Origin of the sequence: Streptomyces sp. NPDC050560, assembly GCF_044457285.1 — a bacterium.
Classification (GTDB): Bacteria; Actinomycetota; Actinomycetes; order Streptomycetales; family Streptomycetaceae; genus Streptomyces.
On sequence record NZ_JBITGT010000010.1, the window covers coordinates 314,153 to 340,359 of the forward strand.

Consider the following 26,207-nt stretch of genomic DNA (forward strand, 5'->3'; position numbering starts at 1 on the left):
AGGGGCCCATGACCTCCGTTCCGACGCCGATACCCTCCCGCACCCAGGTGGTGCTCGAAGAGATCAAGCACCGCATCCTGACCGGGCGGCTCAGCCCGGGGCAGGCCCTGGTGGAGAGCGAACTCGCCGCCGGATTCGGGGTGTCCAAGACGCCCGTCCGCGAGGCCCTGAAGACCCTCGCGGGCACCGGGCTCGTGGTGGTGAGCGAGTACCGGGGGGTCACGGTGCGCACGGTGGACGCGCAGATGGCACGGGAGGTGTACGACGTGCGGCTGCTCCTCGAACCCGAGGCGGTGCGCCGCACGGTGCGCGCCGGGGCCCCGCTCGACGCCGCACGCGACGCCCTCGCGCGCTCCGACGCCGCCACCGACACCGCGGAACGCTCCCTCGCCAACCGGGACTTCCACCGCGCCCTCTACACCCCCTGCGGCAACCCGCTGCTGGCCAGGACCCTCGACGAACTGCGCGACCAGGCCGCCCTGGTCGCCGTCGCCGCCTGGGCCGCCGAGGCGTCCTGGGAGCGCGAGGCACGCGAACACCGCCGGATACTGTCCCTGGCCGCCGCCGGGGACGCGGACGGCGCCGCCGCCGCCCTCCACGACCACGTGGCCGGGTTCGTCGCGCGCGCCTACCCGCCCGGCGCCCCCGCCGCACCCCCGAAGGACACCGGCACACCCCCGGCCCGCGCGGCACCCGACACCGCAGGGCCCACCGCTTCCCGCGCCGCGAGACCCCGCAAGTCCCCAGGAAAGGGCGGCAGTCCATGACGTTCGACACCCTGCGCACGGCGCTCGCCGAGGTGGTGGCGATCCCCGTGACGCCGTTCACCCCCGACGGCGCCCTCGACACCGCCGCCCACCGCGCCCTGCTGCGGCGGCTGCTCGACGCGGGCGTGCGCACCCTCACCCCGAACGGCAACACCGGGGAGTTCTACGCCCTCTCACCCGCGGAACGCGCCGCCGTCACCGAGCTGACCACCGCGGAGGCCGACGGCAGGGCCACCGTCATCGCCGGTGTGGGACACGACGTGCCCACCGCCGTCGCCGCCGCCCGCCACGCCGAACAGGCGGGCGCCGCCCTGGTGATGGTGCACCAGCCCGTCCACCCCTACGTCTCGGCCCGTGGCTGGGTCGACTACCACCGCGCCATCGCCGAGGCGGTGCCCGGCCTCGGCGTGGTGCCCTACGTGCGCTCCGAGCGGCTGCCAGGACACCGCCTCGCCGAACTCGGCGCACAGTGCCCCAACGTGATCGGGGTGAAGTACGCGGTCCCCGACGCCGCCAGGTTCGCCGGCTTCGCCAGGGACGCCGGCCTCGACCGGTTCGTCTGGGTGGCGGGACTCGCCGAGCCCTACGCGCCCTCCTACTTCTCCGCCGGAGCCACCGGCTTCACCTCGGGCCTCGTCAACGTGGCACCCGCCCTCTCGCTCGGGATGCTCGCGGCGCTGCGGGACGGCGACCACCCCCGCGCGATGAAGGTGTGGGAGCAGATCCGCCGCTTCGAGGAGCTGCGCTCCGCCGACGCCTCCGCGCACAACGTCACCGTCGTCAAGGAGGCGCTGGCCGCGCTCGGCCTGTGCGGACGCACCGTACGCCCCCCGAGCAGCGAACTGCCGGAAGCGGAACGGGCCGAGGTCGCCGCCATCGCCGCCCGGTGGACCGCGGGGGCGCCCCGATGACCACCACCCCGCCCCCCGAAGGGCCGCCGGGCACCGACACCGCACCGCCCGCGCTCCGCAGCGACCAGTGGTACCGCGGCCCGGGAGTGCGCTCCTTCAGCCACAACGCCCGCACCCGCCAGCTCGGCTACCTGCCGGACGAGCATCAGGGCAAACCCGTGATCGCCGTCCTCAACACCTGGTCCGACATCAACCCCTGCCACTCCCACCTGCGCGAGCGCGCCCAGGCCGTCAAGCGCGGGGTGTGGCAGGCCGGCGGGTTCCCGCTGGAGTTCCCCGTGGCCACCCTCTCGGAGACCTTCCAGAAACCCACCCCCATGCTCTACCGCAACCTGCTCGCCATGGAGACCGAGGAGCTGCTGCGGTCCTACCCGGTGGACGGCGCGGTGCTGATGGGCGGCTGCGACAAGTCCACCCCCGCGCTGCTGATGGGCGCCGCCTCCGCCGGGCTGCCCGCCCTGTTCGTGCCCGCGGGCCCGATGCTGCCGGGGCACTGGCGCGGCGAGGTGCTGGGCTCGGGCACCGACATGTGGAAGTACTGGGACGACCGCAGGGCCGGTCTCATCGGCGACACCGAACTCTCCGAGCTGGAGGCCGGGTTGGCCCGCTCGCCCGGCCACTGCATGACCATGGGCACCGCCTCCACCCTCACCGCCGCCGCCGAGGCCCTGGGTATGACGCTGCCCGGCGCCTCCTCCGTCCCCGCCGTCGACTCGGGGCACGAGCGGATGGCGGCGGCCTCCGGCATCCGCGCCGTCGGCCTGGTGCGCGAGGGACTGACGCCCCGTCATATCCTCACCCGCGCGGCCTTCGAGGACGCCGTCACCACCGTGCTCGCCCTCGGCGGCTCCACCAACGCCGTCATCCACCTCATCGCCATGGCGGGCCGGGCCGGTGTCACCCTCACCCTGGACGACTTCGACCGCGCCGCCCGCACCGTGCCCGTCCTCGCCAACATCCGCCCCGGCGGCGGCCCTTACCTGATGGAGGACTTCTACTTCGCCGGCGGCCTGCCGGGGCTCCTCTCCCGCATCACCGACCTGCTCCACCTCGACCGCCCCACCGTCGCCCACACCAGCCTGCGCGAGCAGCTCCACGGCGCCCTCGTCCACGACGACGACGTGATCAGGACCCGCTCAGAACCTCTCGCCGCCGAGGGCGGCATCGCCGTGCTGCGCGGCAACCTCTGCCCCGACGGCGCCGTCATCAAGCACATCGCCGCCGACCCCGCCCTGCTGCGGCACACCGGACCCGCCGTCGTCTTCGACGACTACCGCCAGCTCACCCGCACCATCGACGACCCCGCACTCGGCATCACCCCCGACCACGTCCTGGTGCTGCGCGGCTCGGGACCGCGCGGCGGCCCCGGCATGCCCGAGTACGGCATGCTCCCGCTCCCCGACTACCTCCTGAAGAAGGGCGTACGCGACATGGTGCGGATCTCCGACGCCCGGATGAGCGGCACCTCGTACGGCACCTGTGTGCTGCACGTGGCACCCGAGTCCCATGTCGGGGGCCCGCTCGCCCTGGTGCGCACCGGCGACCCGATCACCCTCGACGTCGCCGCCCGCACCCTCACCCTCGACATCCCCGACGCCGAGAGGGACCGCCGCCGCGCCGCCTGGACCCCGCCGCCCGAACGCCACGAGCGCGGCTACGGCGCCCTCTACCAGCGCGAGATCACCCAGGCCGACACCGGCTGCGACTTCGGCTTCCTCTCCCGCCCCGGCAGCGTGCCCGACCCCTACCCGGGCTGACCGCCGCCCCGGCCGACCCCGCCGACTCCCGGCGCACCCGCCCACCAGGGGTGCCGCCGCGACGAGCCCTGCCCGACCGCCCCCAGAACGGAGCAACGATGGCCGAGACCGCAGCGGTGGCGCCGCCACCGCCGCGCGGGAGACCCCCCGCGCCACCCGGGCGCCGCGGCCCCACCGCACCCCGGAGGCTGCCGTACCTGCTGCTCGCGCCCGCCGCCCTGCTGATGCTGGGCTTCATCGCCTACCCGGTGCTCAGCGTCCTCTCCACCAGCCTGCGCAACGACAACCCCACCAAACCCTGGCGCAACGGCTTCGCGGGGCTCGACAACTTCGTCACCGCGTTCACCGACGACCCCGACTTCTGGCCCTCCGTCGGCTTCACCTTCCAGTGGGTCGGCGTCCAGATCGCGCTGCAACTGCTGCTCGGCCTCGGCCTCGCCCTCATCGTCAACCAGACCTTCGCGGGCCGCGCCCTCGCCCGCGCCCTCGTCTTCTCGCCCTGGGCCGTCTCCGGCGTCCTCACCTCCACCATCTGGCTGCTGCTCTACAACTCCCAGACGGGGGTGACCCGTTACCTCGCCGACCTCGGCGCGGGCTCGTACGGCACCTCCTGGCTCTCCGACACCGGGACCGTCTTTCCCGCGGTGGTCGTCGCCGAACTCTGGCGCGGCGTGCCGTTCTTCGCCATTCTGCTCCTCGCCGACCTCCAGTCCGTGCCGAAGGACCTGTACGAGGCCGCGCAGATGGACGGCGCCGGAAGGGCGCGGCAGTTCCTGCACATCACCCTGCCCCACCTCAAGCACGCCATCGTGCTGTCCACCCTGCTGCGCGGGGTGTGGGAGTTCAACAACGTGGACCTCCTCTACACCCTCACCGGCGGCGGACCCGCGGGCGAGACCACCACCCTGCCGCTGCGGATCGCGTCCATCGCCGTCGACTCCCACGACTTCGGCTACGCCTCCGCGCTCACCACCGTCGCCTTCGTGGTGCTGCTCTTCTGCTCCCTGCTCTACCTGCGGCTGAGCAAGTTCGGAGGTGACCGGCCATGACGACGAGCCCCGCCGTGGCAGCGCCCCCTGGGAGCGCTCCCGCATCCCCCGTACCGCCCACCGCGCCGCCCCGCGGCCGCCGCAGGCCCTGGGACCGGCCCCCGCGCTGGCAGATCCACCTGCCGCTCGGCCTCTACCTCCTGTTCACCCTCGTCCCGTTCTACTGGATGCTGCTCTTCGCGGTGCGGCCCACCGGGTCCACCTCGCTGCTGCCCTGGCCGATGACCGGCGCGCACTTCGCCAAGGTGTGGACCGAGCGCGGCTTCGCCACCTTCTTCGCCAACAGCGCCGTCGTCGGGGTGTGCTCACTCGTCATGACCACCGTGGTCGCGCTCGCGGGCGGCTACGCGCTCGCCCGCTTCCGCTTCCGCGGCAGGAGCGCCTTCATGCTGGGCCTGCTCTGCTCCCAGTTCATCCCCGGCGCCCTGATGCTGGTGCCGCTCTTCCAGATCTTCGCCCAGCTCCGGATGATCAACTCGCTGGGCAGTGTGATCGTCGCCGAGACCGTCTTCCAACTGCCGCTGTCCATGATGCTGCTCAGCGGCTTCATCCGGAACGTGCCGCAGGCCCTGGAGGAGGCCGCCTGGGTCGACGGCTGCGGACGCCTCACCGCCTTCCGGGTGGTCGTGCTGCCGCTGCTGCGCCCCGGGCTCGTCGCCACCGGCTCCTTCGCCTTCGTGCACAGTTGGAACCACTTCCTGTTCGCCCTGATGTTCCTGTCCGCGCAGGACAAGCAGACCATCCCGGTCGGCCTCGCCACCCTGATGAGCGCCGACAGCGTCGACCTCGGCGCGCTCGCCGCGGGCGGTGTCGTGGCGGCCGTACCCGTGGTGCTGGTGTTCGCGTTCATCCAGCGGTGGCTGGTCACCGGCTTCAGCGCGGGAGCGGTGAAGGGATGACGCCGCACCGCACCGGCGCCGCACCGCGCCGCCCGGGCCACGGACCGCTGCCCGTGGTGCTCGCGGGCGGCCGGGGACACGGCCACTGGCACCTGGCCAACTTGCGCAGACTCCAGCGCGCCGGCCTTGCGAGACTCGCCGGAGTCTGCGACCTCACCCCGCTCTCACCCGCCGAACTGCGCGGCTTCGACCGGGTCGAGCAGTCCCCCGACCTCGGCGCCCTCCTGGACAGCACGGGCGCGGTGGCCGCCGTGCTCTGCACCCCCATCCACACCCACGCCCGCCTCGCCCGCACCGCCACCGACCGGGGCGTCCACCTCCTCCTGGAGAAGCCGCCCGCACCCTCCTACGCCGACTTCCTGCGCATCACCGACGCCGTCGCCGCCTCGGGTGTCGCCTGCCAGATCGGCTTCCAGTCGCTCGGCTCCGCCGCCGTCCCCGCCATCCGCCACCTCGTCGCGGACGGCGCCATCGGCGAGGTCACCGGCGTCGGCGCCGCGGGCGCCTGGGCCAGGGACGAGGCGTACTACCGGCGCGCCCCCTGGGCAGGGCGGCGCCGCCTCGACGGCGCCGACGTCGTCGACGGCGTCCTGACCAACCCCCTCGCGCACGCCGTCGCCACCGCCCTCGCCCTCGGCGGCAGCGGCCGCGGCGACGACGTCGCCCGGGTCGAGACCGAACTGTTCCGCGCCAACCCCATCGAGGCAGACGACACCTCCTGCGTACGGATCACCACCACGGGCGGCCTCCGCACCACCGTCGCCGCCACCCTCTGCGCCGAGCGGCCCGGCGAGCCGTATGTCGTCGTCTCCGGCAGCCACGGCCGCGTCACCTTCTGGTACAAGCAGGACCGGGTCCTCCTCCAGCGCGCGGGACACGGCCCCCAGGAGACCGGCCACACCAGGACGGACCTGCTGGAGAACCTGCTCGCCCACCTCACCACAGGAACCCCGCTGCTGGTGCCGCCCGCCGCCACCGGGGCGTTCATGCGCGTCGTCGAGGCCGTCAGACGCGCCCCCGAGCCCACCCCGCTGCCGCCCACCGCCTGGCACCACGGCCCGGGCCAGCACGCCCCCCGGCGCATCGTGCCCGGCATCGACGCCCTGGTCGACACCTGCGCGGACACCCTCGGCCTGTTCTCCGAGCGCGGCGCGCGATGGGCACACGCCACCGGGGCGGTGACACCGTGACCCGCACCCCCCTGCCCACCGGCCCCGTCGACGTGTACGCGCGCGGACGCGCCGTCGCCCGCTACGAGACCGAGGGCCCCGCCGACCCCCGCCTCGCACCCCGCCCCTACCTCCACCCGGTACGCACCCTCGGCGGCACCGTCGTCACCGAAGCCCTGCCCGACGACCACCCCCACCACCTCGGCGCCTGCGTCGCCCTCGCCGACGTCGCGGGCCACAACTTCTGGGGCGGCAGCACCTACGTCCCCGCAACCGGACCCACCCACCTCGCCAACCACGGCACCCAGCTCCACCGCGCCTTCACCGCCCGCACCCCCGGCGGCTTCACCGAACTCCTCGACTGGCACACCGCCGAGGGGCGCAGGCTCCTGCGCGAGGAACGCACCCTCACCGCCCTCCCCCTCGACGCCCGCTCCTGGGCGCTCGGCCTCGGCTTCACCCTCACCAACACCGCCGGCGCCCCGCTCTCCCTCGGCAGCTCCCACACCAACGGCCGCCGCGGCGCCGCCTACGGAGGCTTCTTCTGGCGCGCCCCCAGGGCCGCCGCCGCGCCCGACGTGTTCACCCCCACCGCGCGGGGCGAGGCGGCGGTGAGCGGCAGCCGCGCCCCCTGGCTCGCCCTCGCGGGCGACGGCTGGACCCTCACCTTCGCCGCCGCGTCCCGCGACACCCTCGCCGACGCCTGGTTCGTACGCGCCGCCCACTACCCGGGCGTCGGCTCCTCGCTCGCCCGCGAGCGGCGCCTCGAACTGGCGCCGGGCGCCGCGGCCCGCCGCCGCGTCCTGACCGTCGTCACCGACGGCCGCCCGCCCGCGGGCGAACTGGCCGCCCTGGTGCGCGCCGCGCTCGCCGCCCTGCCCGCGGACCCGGCCGTGCCCGGGGCCCGTACCGCACCACCGTCATGAGCACCCCGCCGGAGGAAGAAGGCCGACCATGAACAGAGCACCGGGCAGGACCCGGCCGCCGTACGCCCGCAGAGCCCGCGGCGCCGCCCTCGCACTCGCCCTGACCGCCCTCTGCGCGCTCACCGCCGGCTGCGGCGACGACGGCAGCGGCGGCGCGGGCGACAAGGGCGCCGAAGGCAAGGGCAAGGGCCACCTCACCTTCTGGGACAACAACGGCGGGGTGCGCACCGACGTCTGGAAGAAGATCATCAAGGACTTCGAGGCCGCGAACCCGGACATCCACGTCGCGTACGTGGGCGTGCCCGCGGAGAGCGCCCAGTCCAAGTACGACACCGCCATCCAGGGCGGCGGCCTGCCCGACGTCGGCGGCGTCGGTACCGCCACCCTCGCCGAGATCGCCGTCCAGGACGCCCTCGAACCCCTCGACGACCGGCTCGCCGACAGTCCCCTGAACGGCCAGCTCAGCAAGGCGATGCTGGACAGCGTCCGCGCGGCGGGCGGCGGCGACAGGCTGTACTCGCTGCCGACCTCCGCCAACAGCGGCACCCTCTGGTACCGCACCGACCTCTTCAAGGCCGCCGGGCTCGAACCGCCCACCACCTGGTCGAAGTTCTACAAGGCCGCCGACGCCCTCAGCGACCCCGGCTCCAACGCCTTCGGCTTCACCATCCGCGGCGGCGAGGGCTCCATCGCCCCCGCCCTCGACGCCATGTACGGGCAGTCCGGCATCACCGACTTCTGGCGCGACGGCAGCACCACCGTCGACGACCCCGCCAACGTGAAGGCCCTGGAACGCTATGTCGCGCTCTACAAGAAGGACACCCCGTCCGCCGACGTCAACAACGACTTCAAGAAGATGGTCGCCCAGTGGGACAGCGGCCGCATCGGCATGCTGAGCCACAACCTCGGCTCCTACCAGGACCACCTGGCGGCGCTCGGCGCCGGCAAGTTCCGCGGGCTGCCCAACCCCACCCTCGACGACGGCACCCGCGTCCAGGTGTCCAACCCCGTCGACGGCCTCGGCCTGTTCAAGTCGGGCAAGAACAAGGCCGCCGCCTGGAAGTTCATCGAGTTCGCCGCCTCCCACGAGTCCAACAGCGCCTGGAACGAGTCCGCGGGCTCCCTCCCCGCCAACACCGAGGCCGCGCAGGACTCCTGGATACAGCAGGCCGAGGCCACCAGGCTCGCCGCCGACGCGCTCGACGACGGCACCGTCAGGATCGTCCAACTGCCGTACTACCTGCCGGACTGGAACACCATCAGCAAGGCCGACAACGAGCCCGCGTTCCAGAAGGTGCTGCTCGGCCGGATGTCCGTGAAGGACTTCCTCGGCACCCTCGCCGACCAGCTCGACAAGGCCCAGGCCGAATGGCAGGAACAGCACGGCTGACACCCCGAGGAGCCGCACCGTGACCACCCCCTCCGCACACCCCGCCCCACCCGCACGGCCCCAGGCGCCTCCCGCCGCACACCGCGGGAGGCGCCTGCTGACCGCCGCCGCGGGCTGCGCCGCCCTGCTGCTCGCCGCCACCGCCGCCGCGGCCGCCCACACCGCCCCCCACGGCCGGGCCCCCGACCGCGCCGCCCTCGCCGAGCACGACGGCTGGGGCTCCGCCGACGGCGGCACCACCGGCGGTGCCGACGCCGATCCCGCCCATGTCTACGACGTGTCCACCTGGGCTGGGTTCAGGGCGGCCCTCGCCGACGGCGGCGACACCCCGAAGATCGTCAGAGTGCACGGCACCATCGACTCGGGGGCAGGCACCTGCGACGACTTCGCCGCGCCCGGCTACCGCCTCGACCAGTACCTCGCCGACTACGACCCCGCCGTCTGGGGCTACTCCGAGCCCGTCAGCGGCGAACAGGAGGACCTCAGGGCCGAGTCGGCCCACGCCCAGGCCGCGGCCGTCGAGACCGAGATCCCCGCCAACACCACCGTCGTCGGCGCCGGTCACGGCGCCGGGTTCACCGGTGCCTCGCTCCAGATCAAGGACGTCGACAACGTCATCCTGCGCGGCCTCACCCTGGAGAGCCCGCTGGACTGCTTCCCGCAGTGGGACCCCACCGACGGCGACACCGGCAACTGGAACTCCGAGTACGACAGCGCCGTGGCCACCGGCTCCACCCACGTCTGGATCGACCACGACACCTTCACCGACGGCGCCCACCCCGACTCCACCCTGCCCAGCTACTTCGGCCGCCGCTACCAGCGGCACGACGGCGAACTCGACATCGTCAGGGGCGCCGACCTGGTCACCGTCTCCTGGAACGTCTTCACCGAGCACGACAAGACCTTCATGATCGGCAACAGCGACGGGGCGGGGGACACCGACCGCGGCAGGCTCCGCGTCACCGTCCACCACAACCTCTTCTCCCACCTCGTCGAGCGCGCGCCCCGCGTCAGGTTCGGCCGGGTCGACACCTACGACAACCACTACGTGGCGGACGCCGACTACGGCTACAGCTTCGGCATCGGCGCCGAGTCCGCGCTCTACGCGGAGAAGAACGCCTTCACCCTGCCCGCGGGCACCGACCCGGGCACCATCCTCATGAAGTGGAGCGAAGCCCCCGTCACCACCCGGCACAACCTGGTCAACGGCGCCCCGGTGGACCTGGTCGCCGCCCACAACGCCGCCTTCCCCGACGCCCCCCTGACCGGCGGCGCGGGCTGGAGGCCGGCCCTGCGCACCGGGGTCGACGCGCCCGCACGGGTTCCCCACGTGGTGGACGGGGGCGCCGGGGCCGACCGGCTGCGCTGACCGCCAGGGGCCGGCCCTGCTCCTGGGGCCGGCCCCGCACCCGCCCCGGCTCCCGCCGCGCGACAAGGAGGGCTTAAGCCCCGGCCTCCACGATGGCACCGGCCCTTTCGTGGACCCCGTGAGTCGAGGTGGAGTGCTGTGAGCGAAGAGCGCCGTGTGGCGATCGTCGGTGCCGGGCCCTCGGGCCTGTACGTGGCCCAGGCGCTGGGCGCCCAGAAGTTCGCGGGCGGTGTCGACGTCCTGGAGATGCTGCCCGCGCCCTACGGCCTCGTACGGTACGGAGTGGCGCCCGACCACGCCAGGACGAAGTCCGTCACCCGCGTCCTCCAGCGCGTCATGGAGGCCCCGGGCGTCCGCTTCCTCGGCAACGTGCACGTCGGCGGCGACCTCTCCGTACCCCGGCTGCACGCGCACTACGACGCCGTGGTGTACGCCACCGGCGCCCGCCGCGACCGCGAACTCGGCATCCCGGGGGAGGAGTTGGCGGGCAGTGTCGGTGCCGCCGAGTTCGTCTCCTGGTACTCGGGGCACCCGCACGCCGGTGGCCCCGCGCTGCCCGCCGACACCACCACGGCCGTCGTCGTCGGCGCGGGCAACGTCGCGCTCGACGTCGTCCGCATCCTCGCCAAACGCGACGGCGAACTCACCGGCACCGACATGCCCGCGACCGTCCTCGACACTCTCGCCGCGAGCAAGGTCACCGACATCCACCTCCTCGCCCGCAGGGGTCCCGCCGACGCCAGGTTCAGCGTCGTGGAACTGCGCGAACTCGGCGAACTCGCGGGCGCCGACGTCGTCGTCGACCCACGCCAACTGGAGGGCATCGACCCCGAGCGGGCCGACAAGCCGGCCGCCAGGGCCAACCTCGCCCGCCTCCTGGAGTGGTCCGCGAGACCCCCCGAGGGGCGCCCGCGCCGTATCCACCTCCACTTCTGGTCACGGCCCGTCGCACTGCGCGGCGCGGGGCGCGTCGCCCAGGCCGTCGTCGAGACCCGTACCGGACCCGGCGCTCCCCCCGAACGCCGCATCCTGGACGCCGGATTCGTGGTCCGCGCCATTGGCTACCGGTCAACCGCCCTGCCGGGACTGCCCTTCGACCCCGAGCGCGCCCTCGTGCCCAGCGCGGAGGGCCGGGTCCTCGACGCCAACGGGGCCCCGCTGCCGGGCAGTTACGTCACCGGCTGGCTCAAGCGCGGCCCGTCCGGGGTGATCGGCACCAACAAGTCCGACTCGGCGGCCACCGTGAAGTCCCTCCTCGCCGACCTGCCGGGGCTGCCGCACCGCGCCGTCCTGGACCCCGCCGCGCTCCCCGCGGAGCTGGCCGCCGCCTCCGTACGGGTGGTCGACTGGGCCGCCTGGAAGCGCCTTGAGGCGCACGAGGCCGCACTCGGCTCCGAACGCGGCGCCCCCACCGTCAAGATCGCCGACACCGCCCGGATGCTCGCGGTCTGCCTCGGCGGATAGCCCGCGCTCCCGGGCGGCCGCTCAGGCGGGCCGGTCCTGGAGCACCGACAGCACATTGCCCGCGGGGTCGGTGAACCACGCGATAAAGGGGCCGGCCTCCCGCATGATGCCGCGCTCGTCCGCGGGCATCCCCGGGTACCGCGCCATCCGCACCCCGCGCCGCACCAGCTCGTCCACCGCCGCCTCGATGTCGTCCACCGGGAAGTTCAGCACCGTGAACGACGCCGGGGCGTGCTGCTCCCCCTTCGGGTACACCAGCACGGCGGCGCCGTCCGCGAGCCGCAGGGTGAGCATCCCGTTCTCCTCGGTGACGTCGAGGCCCAGGGTCTCCCCGTAGAACCGCCTGGCCCGCTCGGTGTCGTCCACCGAGAAGCCGCTGAACGCCTTGCTCCTGCCGAACATCGCCTGCCCCTTCCCGCACGGGTGCGCGGCCCGCCGCCGCGCCTCACGAAGGGGGGACCGGGGCACGGCCCAGGACTCATCGGCCGCGCCCCGGCGTGCTCGCCGGGGCGCGCGGCCTCAGTGGCGGTGCGCCGTCCCGGCCTCCTCGACGGGCCCGGGCGCCGTGCCCCCGTACAACTGCCGCTCGACCTCTTCGAGCGACCTGCCCTTGGTCTCGGGCACCAGCACCACCGTGAACGCGAGGGCCGCGAGGGAGACGCCCGCGAAGATGAGGAACGTCGCCGAGGAGCCGATGTCCGACACCAGCACCGGGAAGAACTGCGACACCAGATAGTTCCCGCCCCACAGCGCGAACGTCGCCACCGACGCCGCCACACCCCGCACCCGGGTCGGGAAGATCTCCGAGATGATGACGTACGTGACCGTGCCGAAGGACACCGCGAAGAACGCCACGTAGCCGAGTATCAGCGCGAGCAGCAGCGGCCCGTTCGGATGCTCCGCCCGGAACACCAGGCCCGTGCAGGCCAGCAGCACCGTCATCGCGCTCGCCCCCACCAGCAGCAGCGACCTGCGGCCCACCCGGTCGATCAGCCACATCGACAGCAGCGTCGCCGCCACCAGCACCACCCCGATCAGTACCGTGCTCGCGATGGCGTCGTCCGAGCCGACACCCGCGGACTTGAACACCTCGGGGGCGTAGTAGAAGATCGCGTTGATGCCGGTGATCTGCTGGAACAGGGCCACGCCGAAGCCGATGGCGAGTGTCCTGCGCAGCCGCGGCGTCCACAGGTCCCGCAGCCCCGCGCTGCGCTCCCGCAGCGCCGCCTCGATCTCCGCGAGCCCCCGCTCCGCGGCCGACGGCGTCGGTGTGATGCGCCGCAGCACCGCCAGGCCCTCGTCCCTGCGCCCCCGCCTGACCAGCCAGCGCGGGCTCTCCGGCACCAGGAAGAGCAGGAGGAAGAACGCCACCGCGGGCACGACACCCATCGCGAAGGTGTAGCGCCAGCCGTCGCTGGTGTTCCACGCGTCGCTGTGCGCCCGGGTGATGAGGGCGCTGATGCTGAACACCACCAGGTTGCCGATGGTGTTGAAGAGCTGGTTGTAGGAGACCAGCCGGCCGCGCCTGGACGGCGGCGCCACCTCGGCTATGTACAGCGGCGCGATGGTGGTCTCGGTGCCGATGCCGATCCCCACCAGGATGCGCGCGGCGACCAGCCAGTCGGCGCTGGGCGCGAGCCCCTCGCCGACGGCGCCGACCACGAACACCGCCGCCGTCGCGAGCATCACCTTCTTGCGGCCCACCACGTCGCTGAGCCGTCCCGCGATCACCACCCCGGCGATACAGCCCACGATGATGCTCGACGTCACCCAGCCCAGGCCTCCGGCCCCGAGGCCGAAGCGGTCCTGGATGAAGCCCGCGGAGCCCGAGATGGCGCCGTTGTCGAAGCCGAACAGGAAACCGCCGACGGCGGTGACGAAGGTGATGAGGATGACGTTCCTCATGTGTCCCGAGCCCTGCCGGGCGCTGCCGCTGTCCATGACGACCTCCGTCGGTTCCCTGTCGTGGCTGTGCTGTGTCGCCGGGCCGTGCGCGGGTCCGCGGCGCCCCGCGGCGGTCACGAGCGCACCTCCACCCGGGCGAGCAGCGCCGCGGGCGGGGCGTCGGGGGAGAGCCCCGCCCGCTCGCCCGCCGCGTTCGACGCGCCGCACGCCGCGGCCGCCCGCAGATGCCGCTCCCAGCCGCCGCCGGGAGCGCCGAGCATGCTGTGCACCAGGCCCGCGAGGAACGCGTCGCCCGAGCCCACCCCGCTGCGCGCCGCCACCGCGGGCGGTACCACCTCGTAGCGGGCCTCGCGGGTCAGAGCGACCGCGGGGGTCGCGCCGTCGGTGATGATCACGCAGCGGGACCCGGCCGCCAGCCAGCCGCGCGCCACCGTGTGCGGGTCGGGCCCCGGCGGCGGCCCGGCGAGTCCCGCCAACTCCTCGGCGTTCACCTTGACGACGTCGGGTCCCGCGGCGGCGCCCGCCCGCAGCGCCGGTCCGTGCGCGTCCAGCACGCTGGGCACGCCCCGCTCCCGGGCCCGTACGATCCAGCGCGCGTACTGGTCCTCCGGCACCCCCGGCTGGGTGCTGCCGGTGCACACCAGCGCCTCCGCGCCGTCCAGCGCCGACTCGAACGCCTCGTCGAGGAGCGCGAGTTCGGCGGCGGTGACGGGGTCGCCGACGGCGTTGTACACGGTGGCGCCCGCCGGGTCGCTGCGGTCGACGAGCACCTCGTTGACCCGGGTCGCGCCCGCCGTCTCCACCAGCGCGGCGGGCAGCGCCTCGGCCGCGAGCAGCTCAGCGAAGAGCCTGCCGGTGGCGCCGCCGCGGAAACCGAACAGCAGCGGCCCGGGCGCGGCGTGCGTCCGCGCGCTCCCGAGCACGTCGTACGGGCCCCCGGCGCGCAGCGTGGCCAGCACCCGGGCGACGTTGACGCCCTTGCCGCCCGCCAGGGTCGCGTCCCCCACCAGGCGGTGCACGGCGCCGGGCCGGTGTCCCGCGACCACGAGCAGCCGTTCCACGGCGCTGTTCACCGAGGCGATGGCGACGGTCATGAGACGTCCTCTCCGCGTGCCGGGCCCGGCCCCGCGCCGTCGAGCAGCGCGTCCCTGGCGACGGACGCCGCCCCGTGCGCCACCGGCTCCGCGTCCGGGCTCACATACAGCGGCAGCCTCCACCGGGCGCCGCGGTGCGCCGCCATCTCGGGGCGCCGGAACAGCGACCCCATCAGCGCGATCCGCCCGGGCTCCACCCCGGCGACCGCGCACATCTCCGCGAGGGCGCCGCCCGCGGTGTCCGCGAGCAGGTCGAGGCAGCGGCGCGCCACGTCCCCGGGGTGCGCCCCCGCGGTGAGCCCCCCGAGGTCGAGCAGGCCGCCGCTGCCGCCGGGGCCGAGCGCCACCGTGAGCGAGGGCAGCGGGTCCCCCGGCGCGTCGGCCAGCGCGGCGAAGAGGGCGTCGAAGTCGCCGCCGCACAGCAGGTCGGCGAGCAGCCGCACCACCTGTCCCGACGGCACGGGGCGGCCCAGTACGAAGCCGTCGGGCGTCCAGGACCGCTCGTGGTCGAGCCCCAGCTCATGGGAGCGGCGCCCCGGTGTGCGGACGTCCGTGGTCACCATCAGGTACTCGGAGGTGCCGATGGAGTCGAAGGCGCGTGCCCCGCTCACCGCGCCCACCCCGCGCGCCGCGACCACCTGGTCGTGCCCGCCGACCACGGCGCGCGCCCCGGGCGCGAGCGCCACTCCGGGCAGCGCCCGCGGCCGCAGGGCGCCCGCGTCCGCGCCGGTCGGCAGCACGGGCGCGAACAGCCCCGGGTCGAGTCCCAGCAGCTCCAGCGTGGGCCCGTCGGGGGCGAGCGTGTCGACGTCGAAGCACTGGCTGTGCGTGATCTGCGAGGACGCGGCCGTCCACTCGCCGGTCAGCCGGTGGGTGACGACGGTGCAGAAGTCGGCCCAGCGCGCGGTGGACCGCCACACCCCGGGCTCGGTGCGCCGCAGGTGCGCGGTCCGCTCGGGGGTCTGGTCCGCGCGGTGCCTGATGCCCGAGACCCGGTAGTGCCCGTACGAGTCGAGCAGTGCGGCGGTGGCGTCGTCGAGGGAGCTGCCGGGAAGGGTCTGCCACCAGCCGAGCGACGGGTGCAGCATCCGCCCGGCCCGGTCGAGGGCCACCGACTCCTCCTGCCCGAAGGAGGCCACCGCGGCGCCGCCCAGCGGCCCGTGCGGTGCCGCGGTGGTGGCCGCGTACCGGGCGGCGAGGTCACGGGCGCGCCGCCACACCGCCTCGGCGTCGTGGAACACCAGGCCGCCCGAGGTGGTGGTGGGGGTGCGGACCCGGTCGGCGGGCAGCGGGGTGCCGTCCTCGGTGAGGCCCGCCACCTTCAGATGGGTGGTGCCGATGTCGATGCCGAGAAACCACATCGTTCCTTGGCCTTCCTCGTGGAGTGCGGGAGCGGGGGGGGCGCGAGAAGGGGGCTTCGCGGGTGCTTCAGAGGCCGAGCTTGCCCGGGTTGAGGACACCGTCCGGGTCGAGCGCGTTCTTCAGCCGCCGCAGCAGCAGGTGCGAGGCGCCCAGGGAGCGCCGGGTGTACGGGGAGCGGGCGAGGCCGCCGCCGTGGTGGTGGGACAGCTCCGCGCCGTGGGCGAGCGCCACCCGCATCGCGGTGGCCCACACCTCCTCAAGGGCGGCCACCGCCGCGGTGTCGTCCCGCGCGCTGCCGCGCAGGATGAGGTAGAGCGAGGTGCCCTGGGTGTAGACGTGGGAGAAGTGTCCGAAGACCTCGTCGGCCAGCGGCGCCAGCGCCTCGCGCAGCGCCTCGTACAGCGGCACGACCCCGCGCCAGGTGTGGGCCACCTCGATGGTCTCCGCCCAGCCGCCGTCGGTGGCGAGCAGGTTCTCCACACCGGAGAAGTCGAAGCGGCGCTCCATCCATGTCCGCGCCCCCTCCGGGCCGAGCGGGCGCCCGCCGTGCTCCGCCACGATGTCCGCGAGCACCGCGGCCTCCGCCTCCGCCATCCGCCGCGGGCCCTGGACCCCGGTGAACAGCACCGGGCCCTCGATCCCGGGGTCCTGGAGCACGTGCCGGGCCTCCGCGGTGTCGTAAAGACGCAGCAGGAAGGGCCGCAGACCGGCCGCAGCCTGCGCGCGCAGCACGGCCACACCCGCCGCGACCGACGGCACCGCCCAGGTCTCCAGCAGCCGCGTCTCGGGCAGCGGGAACACCTTCAGGGTGACGGAGGTGATGACGCCGAGGGTGCCCTCGGAGCCGAGGAAGAGCTGCCGCAGGTCGGGCCCCATGGCCGCGCGCGGCGACGCGCTCAGGCGCAGCGTCTCCCCGGTCGCGAGGATCACCGTGTAGCCGGTGACCAGGTCCTCTATCCCGCCGTAGTACGAGGAGAACTGGCCGGTGGCGAGCGTGGCGAGCCAGCCGCCGACGCTGGAGCGGTGCAGCGACTGCGGCGAGTGGCCGAGGGTGAGCCCCCGGGCGTTCAGCTCCGTCTCCAGGGCGCCGCCGTGGTAGCCGGCCGACACCGTGACGGTCAGGTCCTCGGTGTCCACCGCGCAGGTGTCGGGCAGCGCCGACACGTCCAGCACGATCCCGCCCCGTACCGGCAGCGGCTGTCCCGTGACCGAGGAGCCGAGCGCCCGCACCGTGACCGGCACGTCGTGGTCGGCGGCCACCGCGAGCACCGTACGGACGTCGTCCTCCGAGCCGGCGGTGACGACCGCCTGCGCCCTGTGCTCGTGGCGGCCGAGCCGGTCGAGCTTGGCCGACAGCGGCCAGGAGTCGTGGCTCGACCGGTCGAGGGCCGCGTCGTCGGTGCGTACGGCACCGGCGCCGAGCCGGTCCGACAGCACGGCGAGGGCGGTCGGGACGGGGGAGTGGTCTGCCATGGGGGCTGCTCCTGTGTCGCACGGGTCCGGCGGCCGCGTGACGGGCACCGCGGGGGCCGCGCGGGGGACGGGGCGGCCGGGCCGGGGCGGCTCGATTGACAGCCGCCGTGCGGAATCCTAATCTCAAAATGCAATTCTCTGCAAGCTGCATATTGGAGTTCTCCTCATGGACGCACGAACCGGCAAGAAGATCCGCCTGGGGCGCCTGGTCAGGCCCGAGACCCACCGCGCCGTGGTGGTCGCGGCCTCCCACGGCGTCATGAGCGGACCGCCCGCGGGGCTGCGCACCATGGCCCAGATGCGCTCCGTCCTCGCCCGGCTGCGCGGGGCCGACGGCGTCATGGTGACGCCCGGCATGGTCCCGTTCGTGGAGGACACGTTCACCGGACGCGACCGGCCAGGGCTGATCCTCCATCTGGACTGGAAGAACCACGCACGCGCGGTCTACACCCCCGGCACCGACCGGCGCGCGGAGGGCGTGCTCGCCCAGCTCTCCGACCTGGAGGCGGTCGCCGCCGCCGGGGTCGACGCCGTCATGACCTACCTCTACGTCGGCCAGCGCGACACCGCGCTGGAGCGCGCCGAGGTCGAGCGCAACGCCCGTGTCGCCCGCGACTGCGAGCGCCTCGGCCTCGGCCTGATCGTCGAGCCGCGCTCGGCCCTCGAAGGCGACGACCCCGAGGCGCTGTCGGCGCGGGTGATGGCCACCTACTGCCGGATCGCCGCCGACATCGGCGCCGACCTGGTCAAGGCCCTGTGGCCCGGCTCGGCCGAGGCGTTCGCCGAGGTCACCGAGGCCACCTATGTGCCCGTGCTGCTCGCGGGCGGCCCCGGCGGCGACGACGCCCGCGGCACCTTCGAACTGGCCGAGCGCGCCGTCGCCGCGGGCGGCGGAGGCGTCATGTTCGGCCGCCGCGTCTTCAGGGCGGACGAGCCCGAGGGCGTGTTGTCCGGCCTGAACGCGATCGTCCATGATGGGGTGTCGGCCGCCGGGGCGGAGCAGTACCTCGGCTGACCGGCGGCGCCCCCGGGCGCGCACCGCACACCCACGGACCCCGAAAGCACCGCGAGACCGATGGCAGACACCGCCCCCACGACGACCGAACACACCGGCCAGGACCCGGCCCAGGCGATCGCCAGGGACGCGCTCAGGCTCGGCGTCGGGGGCCGGCTGCCGACCACCGTGCACTACCAGGAGGCCCTGGCGGTCGGCTCGGGAACCGTGCAGAAGGCGCTGCGGCGGCTACGGGCCGACGGGGCGCTGTCCCTGGTCGCCCGCGGCCACCAGGGCACGTTCATCACCGAGTCGGACACCGCGCTGCTGTGGACCGCGGCCCGGCTCGCCCCCGTGCACCTGCTGCTCCCGCCGAACGCGCCCCCCGAGTCCCTGCGCGTCGCGCTCGGCGTCGCGGACGTCTTCACCGGGGTCGGCGCCCTCACCACCGTCGGCCATCTGCGCGGCGCCGAGCCCCGGCTGCGCGCACTCGGCGAGGGCCGTGCCGACCTCACCCTGATGTCCGCCGGGGCCGCCGCCGACCTCCTCGGCGACGGCGCCCGCGCCGGGCACCGCGCGCTGCGCCTCGCCACCGGGAGCTACTACGCGCCCGGCAGCCTCGCCGTGGTCCGCCGCGCCGCCGCGCCCCCCGCCGCGGGCGGGCGCCCCCGTATCGGCATCGACCCGCGCTCCGACGACCACCAGCGGCTGACCCGGGCGCAGTTCCCGCCGGGCACCGCCGAATACGTCGAGACCGACTTCACGCACGTGCCGCGGGCCGTGCTGCTCGGCGAGATCGACGCCGGTGTCTGGCACACCGTCGACTCCCTCATCCCGCTCGACGCCGCGGGGCTCGCGGTGTCCCCGCTGACCCGCCCCGAGGCGCTGGCCCTCGCCGACGCGATCTCCCCCGCCGTGGTCGTCGCCACCGCGGACAGCATCCCCGGCGTCCTGCTGGAGCGCGCCGCGGGGCAGGGCGCCCTCGCCGCCCTGCCGGCCGGCGGCAGTCTCGCGGCGCTCGCTCCGCTGCCCGACCCGCTGCGGCTGCGCCTCGACACCACGGCACGCTGAGCCCTCAGTCGGGCAGGCCCGCAAGGAAGTCCGTGAGGGCGGCGTCGAACTGCGCGGGGGCCTCCATGTTCGGGTAGTGGGCGGTGTCCGGGATCGCCGTGGCGCGGCCCCGGGGGACGGTGCGCACGAGGCGGTCCGCCATGCCGAGGTGGTCGGGGGAGTCGACGGCGCCGTTGATCGCGAGCACCGGGACGCCGATGCCACGGGCCCGCCGCCAGGTGTCGCGGACGGGCACCCGGTGGTCGGGTTCGTCGCCGGTGTGCTTGGCGAGGGTGCGCAGCGTCATCTCCCGCACCCGGCGCACCACGTCCTTGCCGACCTCGTCGAGCGGGCGGTGCGGGCCCGCCACGAAATCGAGGAAGGCGTCGGCCACGGCCTCGATGTCACCGGCCGCCAGCGCGCGCTGCTGCCGCGCGAAGACGTCCAGGGTCCACGGGTCCTCGAAGGCCGGCTCGCTCGTGCCGACCCCGCTGACCACCACGGCCCGTACAAGATCGGGGTGTTCCAGTACGACGTCGACGGCGGTGCCGCCCCCCATCGAGAGGCCGACGAGGACGGCGGGCCCGGCGTCGAGGTGGCGCAGCAGCGCGGCGACGTCGTCGGCGGCGCGGAAGGGCCCGGTGGCGTTGGAGGTGGCACCGTGTCCCCGCGCGTCCACCGCGACGACCCGGTGGCGGGGCGCGAAGGCGCGCACCTGCTCGTCCCACATGGTGCTGTCGAGGAAGCCGCCGTGCAGCAGCACCAAGGGGCGGCCGGAGCCCTCGTCCCGGTAGGCGAGGGAGGCGTCGGAGGTGGTGAGGGTCACGGTCCGGGCGTTTCTGTCACTGCCAGGCATGCGACTCACGGTGTCAGCGGGACACGGGCGTTGGCAAGGCGGGCACGCCCGTGTCCCGCTGAGAGCGAACAGGCCCGGCCCCGCCCGGGTCCGTACGGCCCACCGTCAAAGAGACGCCGTCAGGGGAGACCAGCAGGGGAAGCGCTCAGAACAAGCGCTCAAGCGAATCAGGAGAAGTCGAGCACCAACCGGCCGCGCAGGCCGCCCGCTTCGAGCCTGCGGTGCGCCTGGGCCGCCTCCCCGGCGGGCATGACCTCCGCCACCCGCAGGCTCAGCACCCCCTGCTCCGCCTGCCGGCTGAGGGTGTCCAGCATCGCCGTGTCGCCCATCACCCCGGCCACGATGATCGGGACGACCCTGATGCCGCGCTCGGCGGGCCCCGGCCAGCCCCGCAGCTCGACGAGCGTGCCGCCGTCGGCGATCGCGGGCAGCACCTCGGTGGTCTGGAGCGATCCGTCCACGAGACCCGGCACCCCGTCGGGGACCAATGCCCGTACGGCGGACGCCACTTCGGCGCCCCGCTCGACCACATGGTCGGCCCCGAAGCCGCGCACCAGGTCGGCGTCGTCCGGGGAGGCGTCGGCGATCACGTGCAACCCGTCCGCCTTCGCCAGCTCGACCGCGTACCCGCCGACGGCACCCGCGGCCCCGGTCACCACCACGCTCGCGCCGCGTGGCAGGCCCAGGGCGTCCAGGGCCATCCGGGCCGTCGCCGCGTTCATCAGCAGGGTGGAGGCTTCGGGGAAGCCCACCCCTTCGGGCGCGGCGACCACGGAGGCGGCCGGGACCACGACGCGCTCCGCGTAGGCCCCGCCGTGCGCGCCGGTGAACAGCGTCATCGCCACCACCCGTTGGCCCACCGCGAGCCGTTCCACTCCGGGCCCGACCTGGTCGACCACGCCCGCGGCGTCCATGCCGGGCACGAACGGGGGCGCGGTGCCCTCCAGACGGGCGGCGTGGCCGCCGGTACGGAACATGACGTCCGTGGGGTTCACCGCGGCCGCGTGCACCCGGAGGCGCACCTCGCCGGGGCCCGCCTGCGGCTCGGGGAGGTCCAGCACCTCAAGGACGTCGGGACCGCCGAATGTTGTCAGACCGATAGCTCTCATGCCGGGCCAACCAGGCCGGGCACGATCTGATTCCGGCCCCGGCGCCCGTGTCTGCTGACGGGGTGTCAACTCACCGGCCTGCACAGCTCCGTGAGCAGGGGAGCGCCGAGCGGGCGGGTGAGCCAGTCCGCGGTGCAGGCGCGGTCGGCGAGCGTGCAGGTGAGGGCGAGGCGGTGCGGGGTGTCCAGGAACGCCACCTGGAGGCCGAGCGCTCCAGGCCCGCTCCAGCCGCCGCTCACCGCGACCGGCACCGGCCCCTCCGTGTCCACCGCCCAGCCGGGCTCCGCGGCGAGCCGCAGCCGCAGCGGCCGACCGCGCTCGGTGAGGGTGACCTCCCCACCGCCGCCCGCGGCAGCCACGCGCACACCGGTCAGCCCCGGCTGCGCCCCGCACCCACCGCCGCGCGGTGTGAACGACGCGTCCCGCCAGGCGTCCGCGGCCTCCGGCGGGGGAGCGGGCGCCCCCGCCACCGGGTCGAGCCGCAGCCGTTCCAGGCGCCGCGCAAGACCCGCGTCCCCCGACCCGTCGAGCGGCCCCGGCGCGAACGCGGGCAGCAGCTCCTCCCAGACGGCGTCGAGCACCTCCTGCATCCGCTCGGTGCCCCCGGTCAGGGCCACCACCGCGTCCTGCTCGGGCAGCACGAGGCAGAACTGCCCGTACGCCCCGTCGCCCCGGTAGCCGTGCCGCGAGCGCCAGAACTGGAGCCCGTACCCCTGCTGCCAGTCGGAGCGCGCCGCCTGCCCGTCGCGCGCGTTCGGGGTCTGCACCCGGGTGGCCTCGCGCACCCAGGACGCGGGCAGCAGCCGCCGGCCGCCCCACACGCCGCCGCGCAGATACAGCAGCCCAAGACGTGCCACGTCCTCGACGGTCGCGAACAGCCCGCTGTAGCCGATCTCCAGGCCGTCGGGGCCGCGCTGCCAGCCCACCGGGCCGATCCCGAGCGGATCGAGCAGCCGCGCGCGCAGATAGCCCGTCAGGGACCGCCCGGTCACCCGCTGCACCACCGCGGCCAGCGCGAAGGTCGCGGGCTGGTTGTACGCGAACACGGACCCCGGGTCGCGTTCCGGCGGCAGCAGCAGAAACCCGCGCAGCAGGTCGTCGGGCGACAGCGCGTGGGCGCGCTCGACGGTCTCCTCCTCGTGCCCGCTCGCCATCGAGGCCACGTGCCGCACCGTCATCGCCCTGCTGCGGGGGTCGGTGACGGCGCCGTCCAGCTCGGGGAAGTACGACAGCACGGTGTCGTCGAGGCCGAGCAGCCCGTCCCCGGCGGCGAGCCCCGCCGCGGTGCCGGTGAACGACTTGCTGAGCGAGTACAGCAGCCGCGGCCTGTCCCACTCGTACGGGGCCCGCACACCGGCGGCGACGAGCCGGTCGTGGCGCACCACGGCGAGGCCGTGCAACTCGATCCCGGTGCCCTCCACCCGGTCCAGGAAGGCGTGGACACCGTCCGCGTCGAGGCCCTGCGCGGCGGGGGTGCTGACGGAAAGGGGGGCGGCGGGCATTCCTCGGCTCCTCGGTGTCGGTGACAGCCTTGCGTACCACGCGCCCCGCCGCACCGGCGCCCCCGCACGGTGCCGCGGGGGCCGCGCTCAGAGCTTCCCGAGGTACCGGGCGTGCTCGTGGCGGGAGCTGAGGGTGCTGTGGTGGTCGGGGCCCAGCACACGCGCCCGGTCGGCGGCGACCTCCGCCATGAGCCGCGCCGCCAGCGCGTGGTCACCCGTCCGCGCGATGTTCAGGGCGTGCACATGGCGGGAGGTCAGGGTCCTGCGGTGGTCGGCGCCGAGCGTGCGGGTGCGGCCCGCCACCACCTCCGCCATGTGGCGCACCGCCTTGGCGTGCTCGCCCGCCTGCCCCAGGTAGTACGCGTGCTGGTGGCGGGAGACCAGGGTGTCCGGGTGGTCGAGCCCGTAGACACGGCCCTCGGTGGCGGCGACCTGCGCCATGAGGAGGGCGCCTTCCGCGTACTCCCCGGCGTCCGCGACATAGCGGGCGTGGTAGTAGCGCGACAGCAGCGTGCTGCGGTGGTCGGGCCCGAGGGTGAGTTCCTCTGCCGCGGCGACCTCCGCCATGAGCCGGGACGCCGCCGCGTACTCGCCGGTCTCCGCGAGGTTGCGGGCGTGGTAGTAGCGGGACGTCAGGGTCCTGTGGTGGGTGGCGCCGAGGACGCGGGCGCGGTCGGCGGCGACCTGCGCCATGAGGGCGGCGGCCTGCGCGTGCTTGCCCGACTCGCCGAGGTAGTAGGCGTGTTCGTGGCGGGAGAGCAGGGTGTCGGGGTGGTCGGGGCCGAGGACGCGCTCCCGGTCGGCGGCGACCTCCGCCATCAGGCGCGCGGCCCGCGCGTGCCCGCCGTCCTTCCCGAGGTCGCGGGCCTCGTTGTGCCGGGAGGTCAGTGTCTCGGGCGACTGCTGCCCGGTTACCGGCGGCTGCGGCGGCTGTCCCGCGGGCCTGGTCGGCGCGGGCACGGCGGGCCGCCCCGCGGGGCGCGGCGGCGCCTGCCGGTCGGGGGCCGTGGCGGGCGGCGCCTGCGCGGCGGGCTGCGGGGGGCCCGCGACGTGCCCGGGATCGGTGTACGCGACCGTGGGCGGCACCGCACGGTTCTGGATGAGCGTGGTCACGGCGGGCGGCCACGCCGAGGCGCTCGGCAGGTCCTCGGGCGGGTCCCAGTGCGCGGTGATCCGCTCCAGCAGCTCACCCAGCGTCGGCCGCTCGCGGGCGTTCTTCGCCAGGCAGTCCACGACCAGGGCGCGCAGCGGGCCGCGCAGGGACTCGATACGCGGCTCGGTGCTGATGACGCGGTACAGGACGGCCAGCGGCGGCCCCTGCCCGAACGGCTCGCCGCCGGTCGCGGCGAACGCGATCACCGCGCCCAGCGCGAACACGTCGCTCGCCGGGCCCATTTCACCGCCCTCGGCCTGCTCGGGGGACATGAACCCCGGTGTGCCGATGGCGAGTCCCGTGCCCGTCAGGGCCGTGCCCTCCAGCGCCCGCGCGATACCGAAGTCGATCACCCGCGGCCCGTCCGTGCCCAGCAGCACGTTCGACGGCTTCAGATCGCGGTGCAGCAGACGCGCGGCGTGGATGTCCCGCAGCGCCTCGACGAGTCCGGCGGCCAGCGGCCACACCGCACTCTCCGGCAGCGCACCGGCCTTCGCCACGGCCTCGTCCAGCGTGGGACCCGGGATGTAGAGGGTGGCGAGCCACGGCGACTCCTCCTGCGGCCCCGAGCCGACCACCGGCGCGGTGAACGCGCCGCTGACCGCCCGCACCGCCGTGATCTCCTGCTCGAAGCGGCGCTGGAACTCCGGCTGCAACGCCAGGTGCGGGAAGACCACCTTGACCGCCACGAGCCGCCCGCTCGGCGAGTGCCCGAGGAAGACCTCGCCCATGCCGCCCGCGCCGAGCCGCCCCCGCAGCACGAAGTCCCCCACCCGCCGCGGATCTCCCGCCCTCAACGGCTGCACCCGCGCCCCCCTTCGTCATGGCCGGCCCACGGGTGTGACCGCCCACCCGAGCCTTACCCAAAACACCCGCACGGCGCCACCGCACAGATGGACGAACCGGCGGCGCGGGCAGAATAAGGGGCGCCGCCCACCACCGTGGACGGCGCCCCCCGGGTCGCGTCAGCCGCGGGCCAGCGCGATCGACCCCGCGAGCCGCTCGCCCGCCTCGTAGACCATGTACGGGACCCCGTTCATGGTGCCGAAGCTCGGCGACGCGGAGCGCCCGTTGTCCGGCGCGCCGTCCAACGAGTCGTGGAAGACGCCGAGGTGGTCGCGGCGCGAGAAGTCGTTCCCGACCTCCGTGATCAGCAGGTCGCCCCCGCTCTCCTTGTCGGTGTTGTAGACGACGTACGCGCTCGACCCGTTCGTCAGCAGATGCGGCCCGCCGACGTTGACCGCGCCCACCGCCGCGTGGTCGATCAGCGCCTCCTGAGCGAACGTCCAGGAGCGCCCGTCGGCCGACCAGCCCCAGGCGATGTCGCGGTGGTCGGTGGTGTTGTTGCGCATGAACACCATCACGTAGCGGGCGTTCTTCGCCGGCAGGTCGTGGCGGAAGACGCGCGCGTACGACGTCTCCGTGGTGCCGGCGGGCTGCGTGGCCGTGGTCAGCACCTCGGTGTCGTACGTGAAGTGGACGCCGTCGGTGGAGCGCGCGAGCCGGGTGGTGGTGTTCTCGCCGTGGAAGTACAGCCACAGCTCCCGCTCGTCCTCGTTCCACAGCACGTGCGGCGACGAGACATGGCTGACGTCGTAGTGCGGGGACCACACGTTCGACACGATCGGGTTGTCGGGATATTCGGTGAACGGGCCTTCGAGGGAGTCGCCGTAGGCCAGACAGATCCCGCCGGGCGCGTCGTGCGGCGCGTAGTACAGGTAGTAGCGGCCGAGCGGCGAGGCCAGCTTGTCGTAGACACCCCGTATACAGGGGAAGATGATCTCCCCGGTGGGGTTGTACTTGAGCTGGTCGGGGCGGAGCAGGGTGCGCACGTACCGGTAGTCGGGGAAGCCTCCCGGCACCGCGGCGGCCTCCGCGGCGGCGGCGCCCGGGGCTGCGGCGGCGCGCGCCGCCGCACCGCCGAGGGCGAGCGCTCCGCCGCCCGCGGCGGCCCGGCGCAGGAAGACACGTCGGTTCACGGCCATGTTCCGGTCTCCTCAGGGTTGGG

The 26,207-nt window shown here is 74.6% G+C and carries 22 protein-coding genes; 12 read left to right on the forward strand and 10 right to left on the reverse strand.

The window, feature by feature from the left end:
* The first annotated feature begins 8 nt into the window (after nt 1–8).
* The 10 genes from ACIBIW_RS24460 (at nt 9) to ACIBIW_RS24505 (ending at nt 11,701) form a co-directional block, all read left to right on the forward strand.
* Complete coding sequence (locus tag ACIBIW_RS24460) at nt 9–767, forward strand: GntR family transcriptional regulator (protein WP_399339136.1); 759 nt, start codon at nt 9–11, stop codon at nt 765–767.
* Nucleotides 764–1,678 carry a dihydrodipicolinate synthase family protein gene (locus tag ACIBIW_RS24465; RefSeq protein ID WP_399339137.1) on the forward strand — a complete coding sequence of 305 codons (915 nt, stop codon included), beginning with the start codon at nt 764–766 and terminating at the stop codon, nt 1,676–1,678. The genes ACIBIW_RS24460 and ACIBIW_RS24465 overlap by 4 nt, the downstream gene beginning before the upstream one ends.
* On the forward strand, nt 1,675–3,435 hold the full coding sequence (gene araD / locus ACIBIW_RS24470) for an L-arabinonate dehydratase (RefSeq protein ID WP_399339138.1): 1,761 nt from the start codon (nt 1,675–1,677) through the stop codon (nt 3,433–3,435). Before ACIBIW_RS24465 ends, araD begins: the two co-directional genes overlap by 4 nt.
* A gap of 98 nt (nt 3,436–3,533) precedes the next feature.
* Nucleotides 3,534–4,484: a carbohydrate ABC transporter permease gene (locus ACIBIW_RS24475; protein WP_399339139.1), complete on the forward strand. Its 951-nt coding sequence runs from the start codon at nt 3,534–3,536 to the stop codon at nt 4,482–4,484.
* Nucleotides 4,481–5,383: a carbohydrate ABC transporter permease gene (locus ACIBIW_RS24480; protein WP_399339140.1), complete on the forward strand. Its 903-nt coding sequence runs from the start codon at nt 4,481–4,483 to the stop codon at nt 5,381–5,383. Before ACIBIW_RS24475 ends, ACIBIW_RS24480 begins: the two co-directional genes overlap by 4 nt.
* On the forward strand, nt 5,380–6,573 hold the full coding sequence (locus ACIBIW_RS24485; RefSeq protein ID WP_399339141.1) for a Gfo/Idh/MocA family protein: 1,194 nt from the start codon (nt 5,380–5,382) through the stop codon (nt 6,571–6,573). The genes ACIBIW_RS24480 and ACIBIW_RS24485 overlap by 4 nt, the downstream gene beginning before the upstream one ends.
* Nucleotides 6,570–7,478 carry a PmoA family protein gene (locus ACIBIW_RS24490; RefSeq protein WP_399339142.1) on the forward strand — a complete coding sequence of 303 codons (909 nt, stop codon included), beginning with the start codon at nt 6,570–6,572 and terminating at the stop codon, nt 7,476–7,478. The genes ACIBIW_RS24485 and ACIBIW_RS24490 overlap by 4 nt, the downstream gene beginning before the upstream one ends.
* Before the next feature lie 28 nt (nt 7,479–7,506).
* Complete coding sequence (locus ACIBIW_RS24495) at nt 7,507–8,868, forward strand: ABC transporter substrate-binding protein (protein ID WP_399339143.1); 1,362 nt, start codon at nt 7,507–7,509, stop codon at nt 8,866–8,868.
* A 94-nt stretch (nt 8,869–8,962) separates the two neighbouring features.
* A complete protein-coding gene (locus ACIBIW_RS24500) occupies nt 8,963–10,237 on the forward strand; it encodes a polysaccharide lyase family 1 protein (RefSeq protein WP_399339213.1) in 1,275 nt (424 codons plus the stop codon).
* Nucleotides 10,238–10,375: 138 nt separating this feature from the next.
* The gene (locus tag ACIBIW_RS24505; protein ID WP_399339144.1) at nt 10,376–11,701 is read left to right on the forward strand and encodes an FAD-dependent oxidoreductase; all 1,326 of its coding nucleotides are present in this window, start codon (nt 10,376–10,378) and stop codon (nt 11,699–11,701) included.
* Nucleotides 11,702–11,722: 21 nt separating this feature from the next.
* On the opposite strand, the gene ACIBIW_RS24510 is transcribed toward ACIBIW_RS24505, so the two are convergent.
* The 5 genes from ACIBIW_RS24510 to ACIBIW_RS24530 all read right to left on the reverse strand — a co-directional run bounded on the left by ACIBIW_RS24510 (nt 11,723) and on the right by ACIBIW_RS24530 (nt 17,535).
* Nucleotides 11,723–12,103, reverse strand: a complete 381-nt coding sequence (locus tag ACIBIW_RS24510; protein WP_399339145.1) for a VOC family protein — start codon at nt 12,101–12,103, stop codon at nt 11,723–11,725.
* Nucleotides 12,104–12,220: 117 nt separating this feature from the next.
* Nucleotides 12,221–13,642, reverse strand: a complete 1,422-nt coding sequence (locus ACIBIW_RS24515) for a sugar porter family MFS transporter (RefSeq protein WP_399339146.1) — start codon at nt 13,640–13,642, stop codon at nt 12,221–12,223.
* A 77-nt stretch (nt 13,643–13,719) separates the two neighbouring features.
* Nucleotides 13,720–14,700, reverse strand: coding sequence for a 1-phosphofructokinase family hexose kinase (locus tag ACIBIW_RS24520; RefSeq protein WP_399339147.1), 981 nt, complete (start codon nt 14,698–14,700; stop codon nt 13,720–13,722).
* Complete coding sequence (locus ACIBIW_RS24525) at nt 14,697–16,061, reverse strand: FGGY family carbohydrate kinase (protein WP_399339148.1); 1,365 nt, start codon at nt 16,059–16,061, stop codon at nt 14,697–14,699. Before ACIBIW_RS24525 ends, ACIBIW_RS24520 begins: the two co-directional genes overlap by 4 nt.
* 67 nt (nt 16,062–16,128) lie before the next feature.
* Nucleotides 16,129–17,535, reverse strand: a complete 1,407-nt coding sequence (locus tag ACIBIW_RS24530; RefSeq protein WP_399339149.1) for an FAD-binding oxidoreductase — start codon at nt 17,533–17,535, stop codon at nt 16,129–16,131.
* 166 nt (nt 17,536–17,701) lie between these two features.
* On the opposite strand from ACIBIW_RS24530, the gene ACIBIW_RS24535 reads away from it, so the two are divergent.
* Entirely contained in the window at nt 17,702–18,550 is an 849-nt protein-coding gene (locus ACIBIW_RS24535) for a class I fructose-bisphosphate aldolase (RefSeq protein WP_399339150.1), read from the forward strand.
* A 60-nt stretch (nt 18,551–18,610) separates the two neighbouring features.
* A complete protein-coding gene (locus ACIBIW_RS24540) occupies nt 18,611–19,600 on the forward strand; it encodes a YhfZ family protein (RefSeq protein ID WP_399339151.1) in 990 nt (329 codons plus the stop codon).
* Between the two features lie 4 nt (nt 19,601–19,604).
* On the opposite strand, the gene ACIBIW_RS24545 is transcribed toward ACIBIW_RS24540, so the two are convergent.
* The 5 genes from ACIBIW_RS24545 to ACIBIW_RS24565 all read right to left on the reverse strand — a co-directional run bounded on the left by ACIBIW_RS24545 (nt 19,605) and on the right by ACIBIW_RS24565 (nt 26,184).
* Entirely contained in the window at nt 19,605–20,435 is an 831-nt protein-coding gene (locus ACIBIW_RS24545) for an alpha/beta fold hydrolase (RefSeq protein WP_399339152.1), read from the reverse strand.
* A 167-nt stretch (nt 20,436–20,602) separates the two neighbouring features.
* Nucleotides 20,603–21,544, reverse strand: a complete 942-nt coding sequence (locus ACIBIW_RS24550; protein WP_399339153.1) for an NADP-dependent oxidoreductase — start codon at nt 21,542–21,544, stop codon at nt 20,603–20,605.
* Between the two features lie 65 nt (nt 21,545–21,609).
* Nucleotides 21,610–23,046, reverse strand: coding sequence for a serine hydrolase domain-containing protein (locus ACIBIW_RS24555; protein ID WP_399339154.1), 1,437 nt, complete (start codon nt 23,044–23,046; stop codon nt 21,610–21,612).
* 87 nt (nt 23,047–23,133) lie between these two features.
* Nucleotides 23,134–24,972 (reverse strand): tetratricopeptide repeat protein, encoded by a 1,839-nt coding sequence (locus tag ACIBIW_RS24560; RefSeq protein WP_399339155.1) that lies wholly within the window; start codon nt 24,970–24,972, stop codon nt 23,134–23,136.
* 192 nt (nt 24,973–25,164) lie between these two features.
* Nucleotides 25,165–26,184 (reverse strand): hypothetical protein, encoded by a 1,020-nt coding sequence (locus ACIBIW_RS24565; RefSeq protein ID WP_399339156.1) that lies wholly within the window; start codon nt 26,182–26,184, stop codon nt 25,165–25,167.
* Nucleotides 26,185–26,207 lie beyond the last annotated feature (23 nt).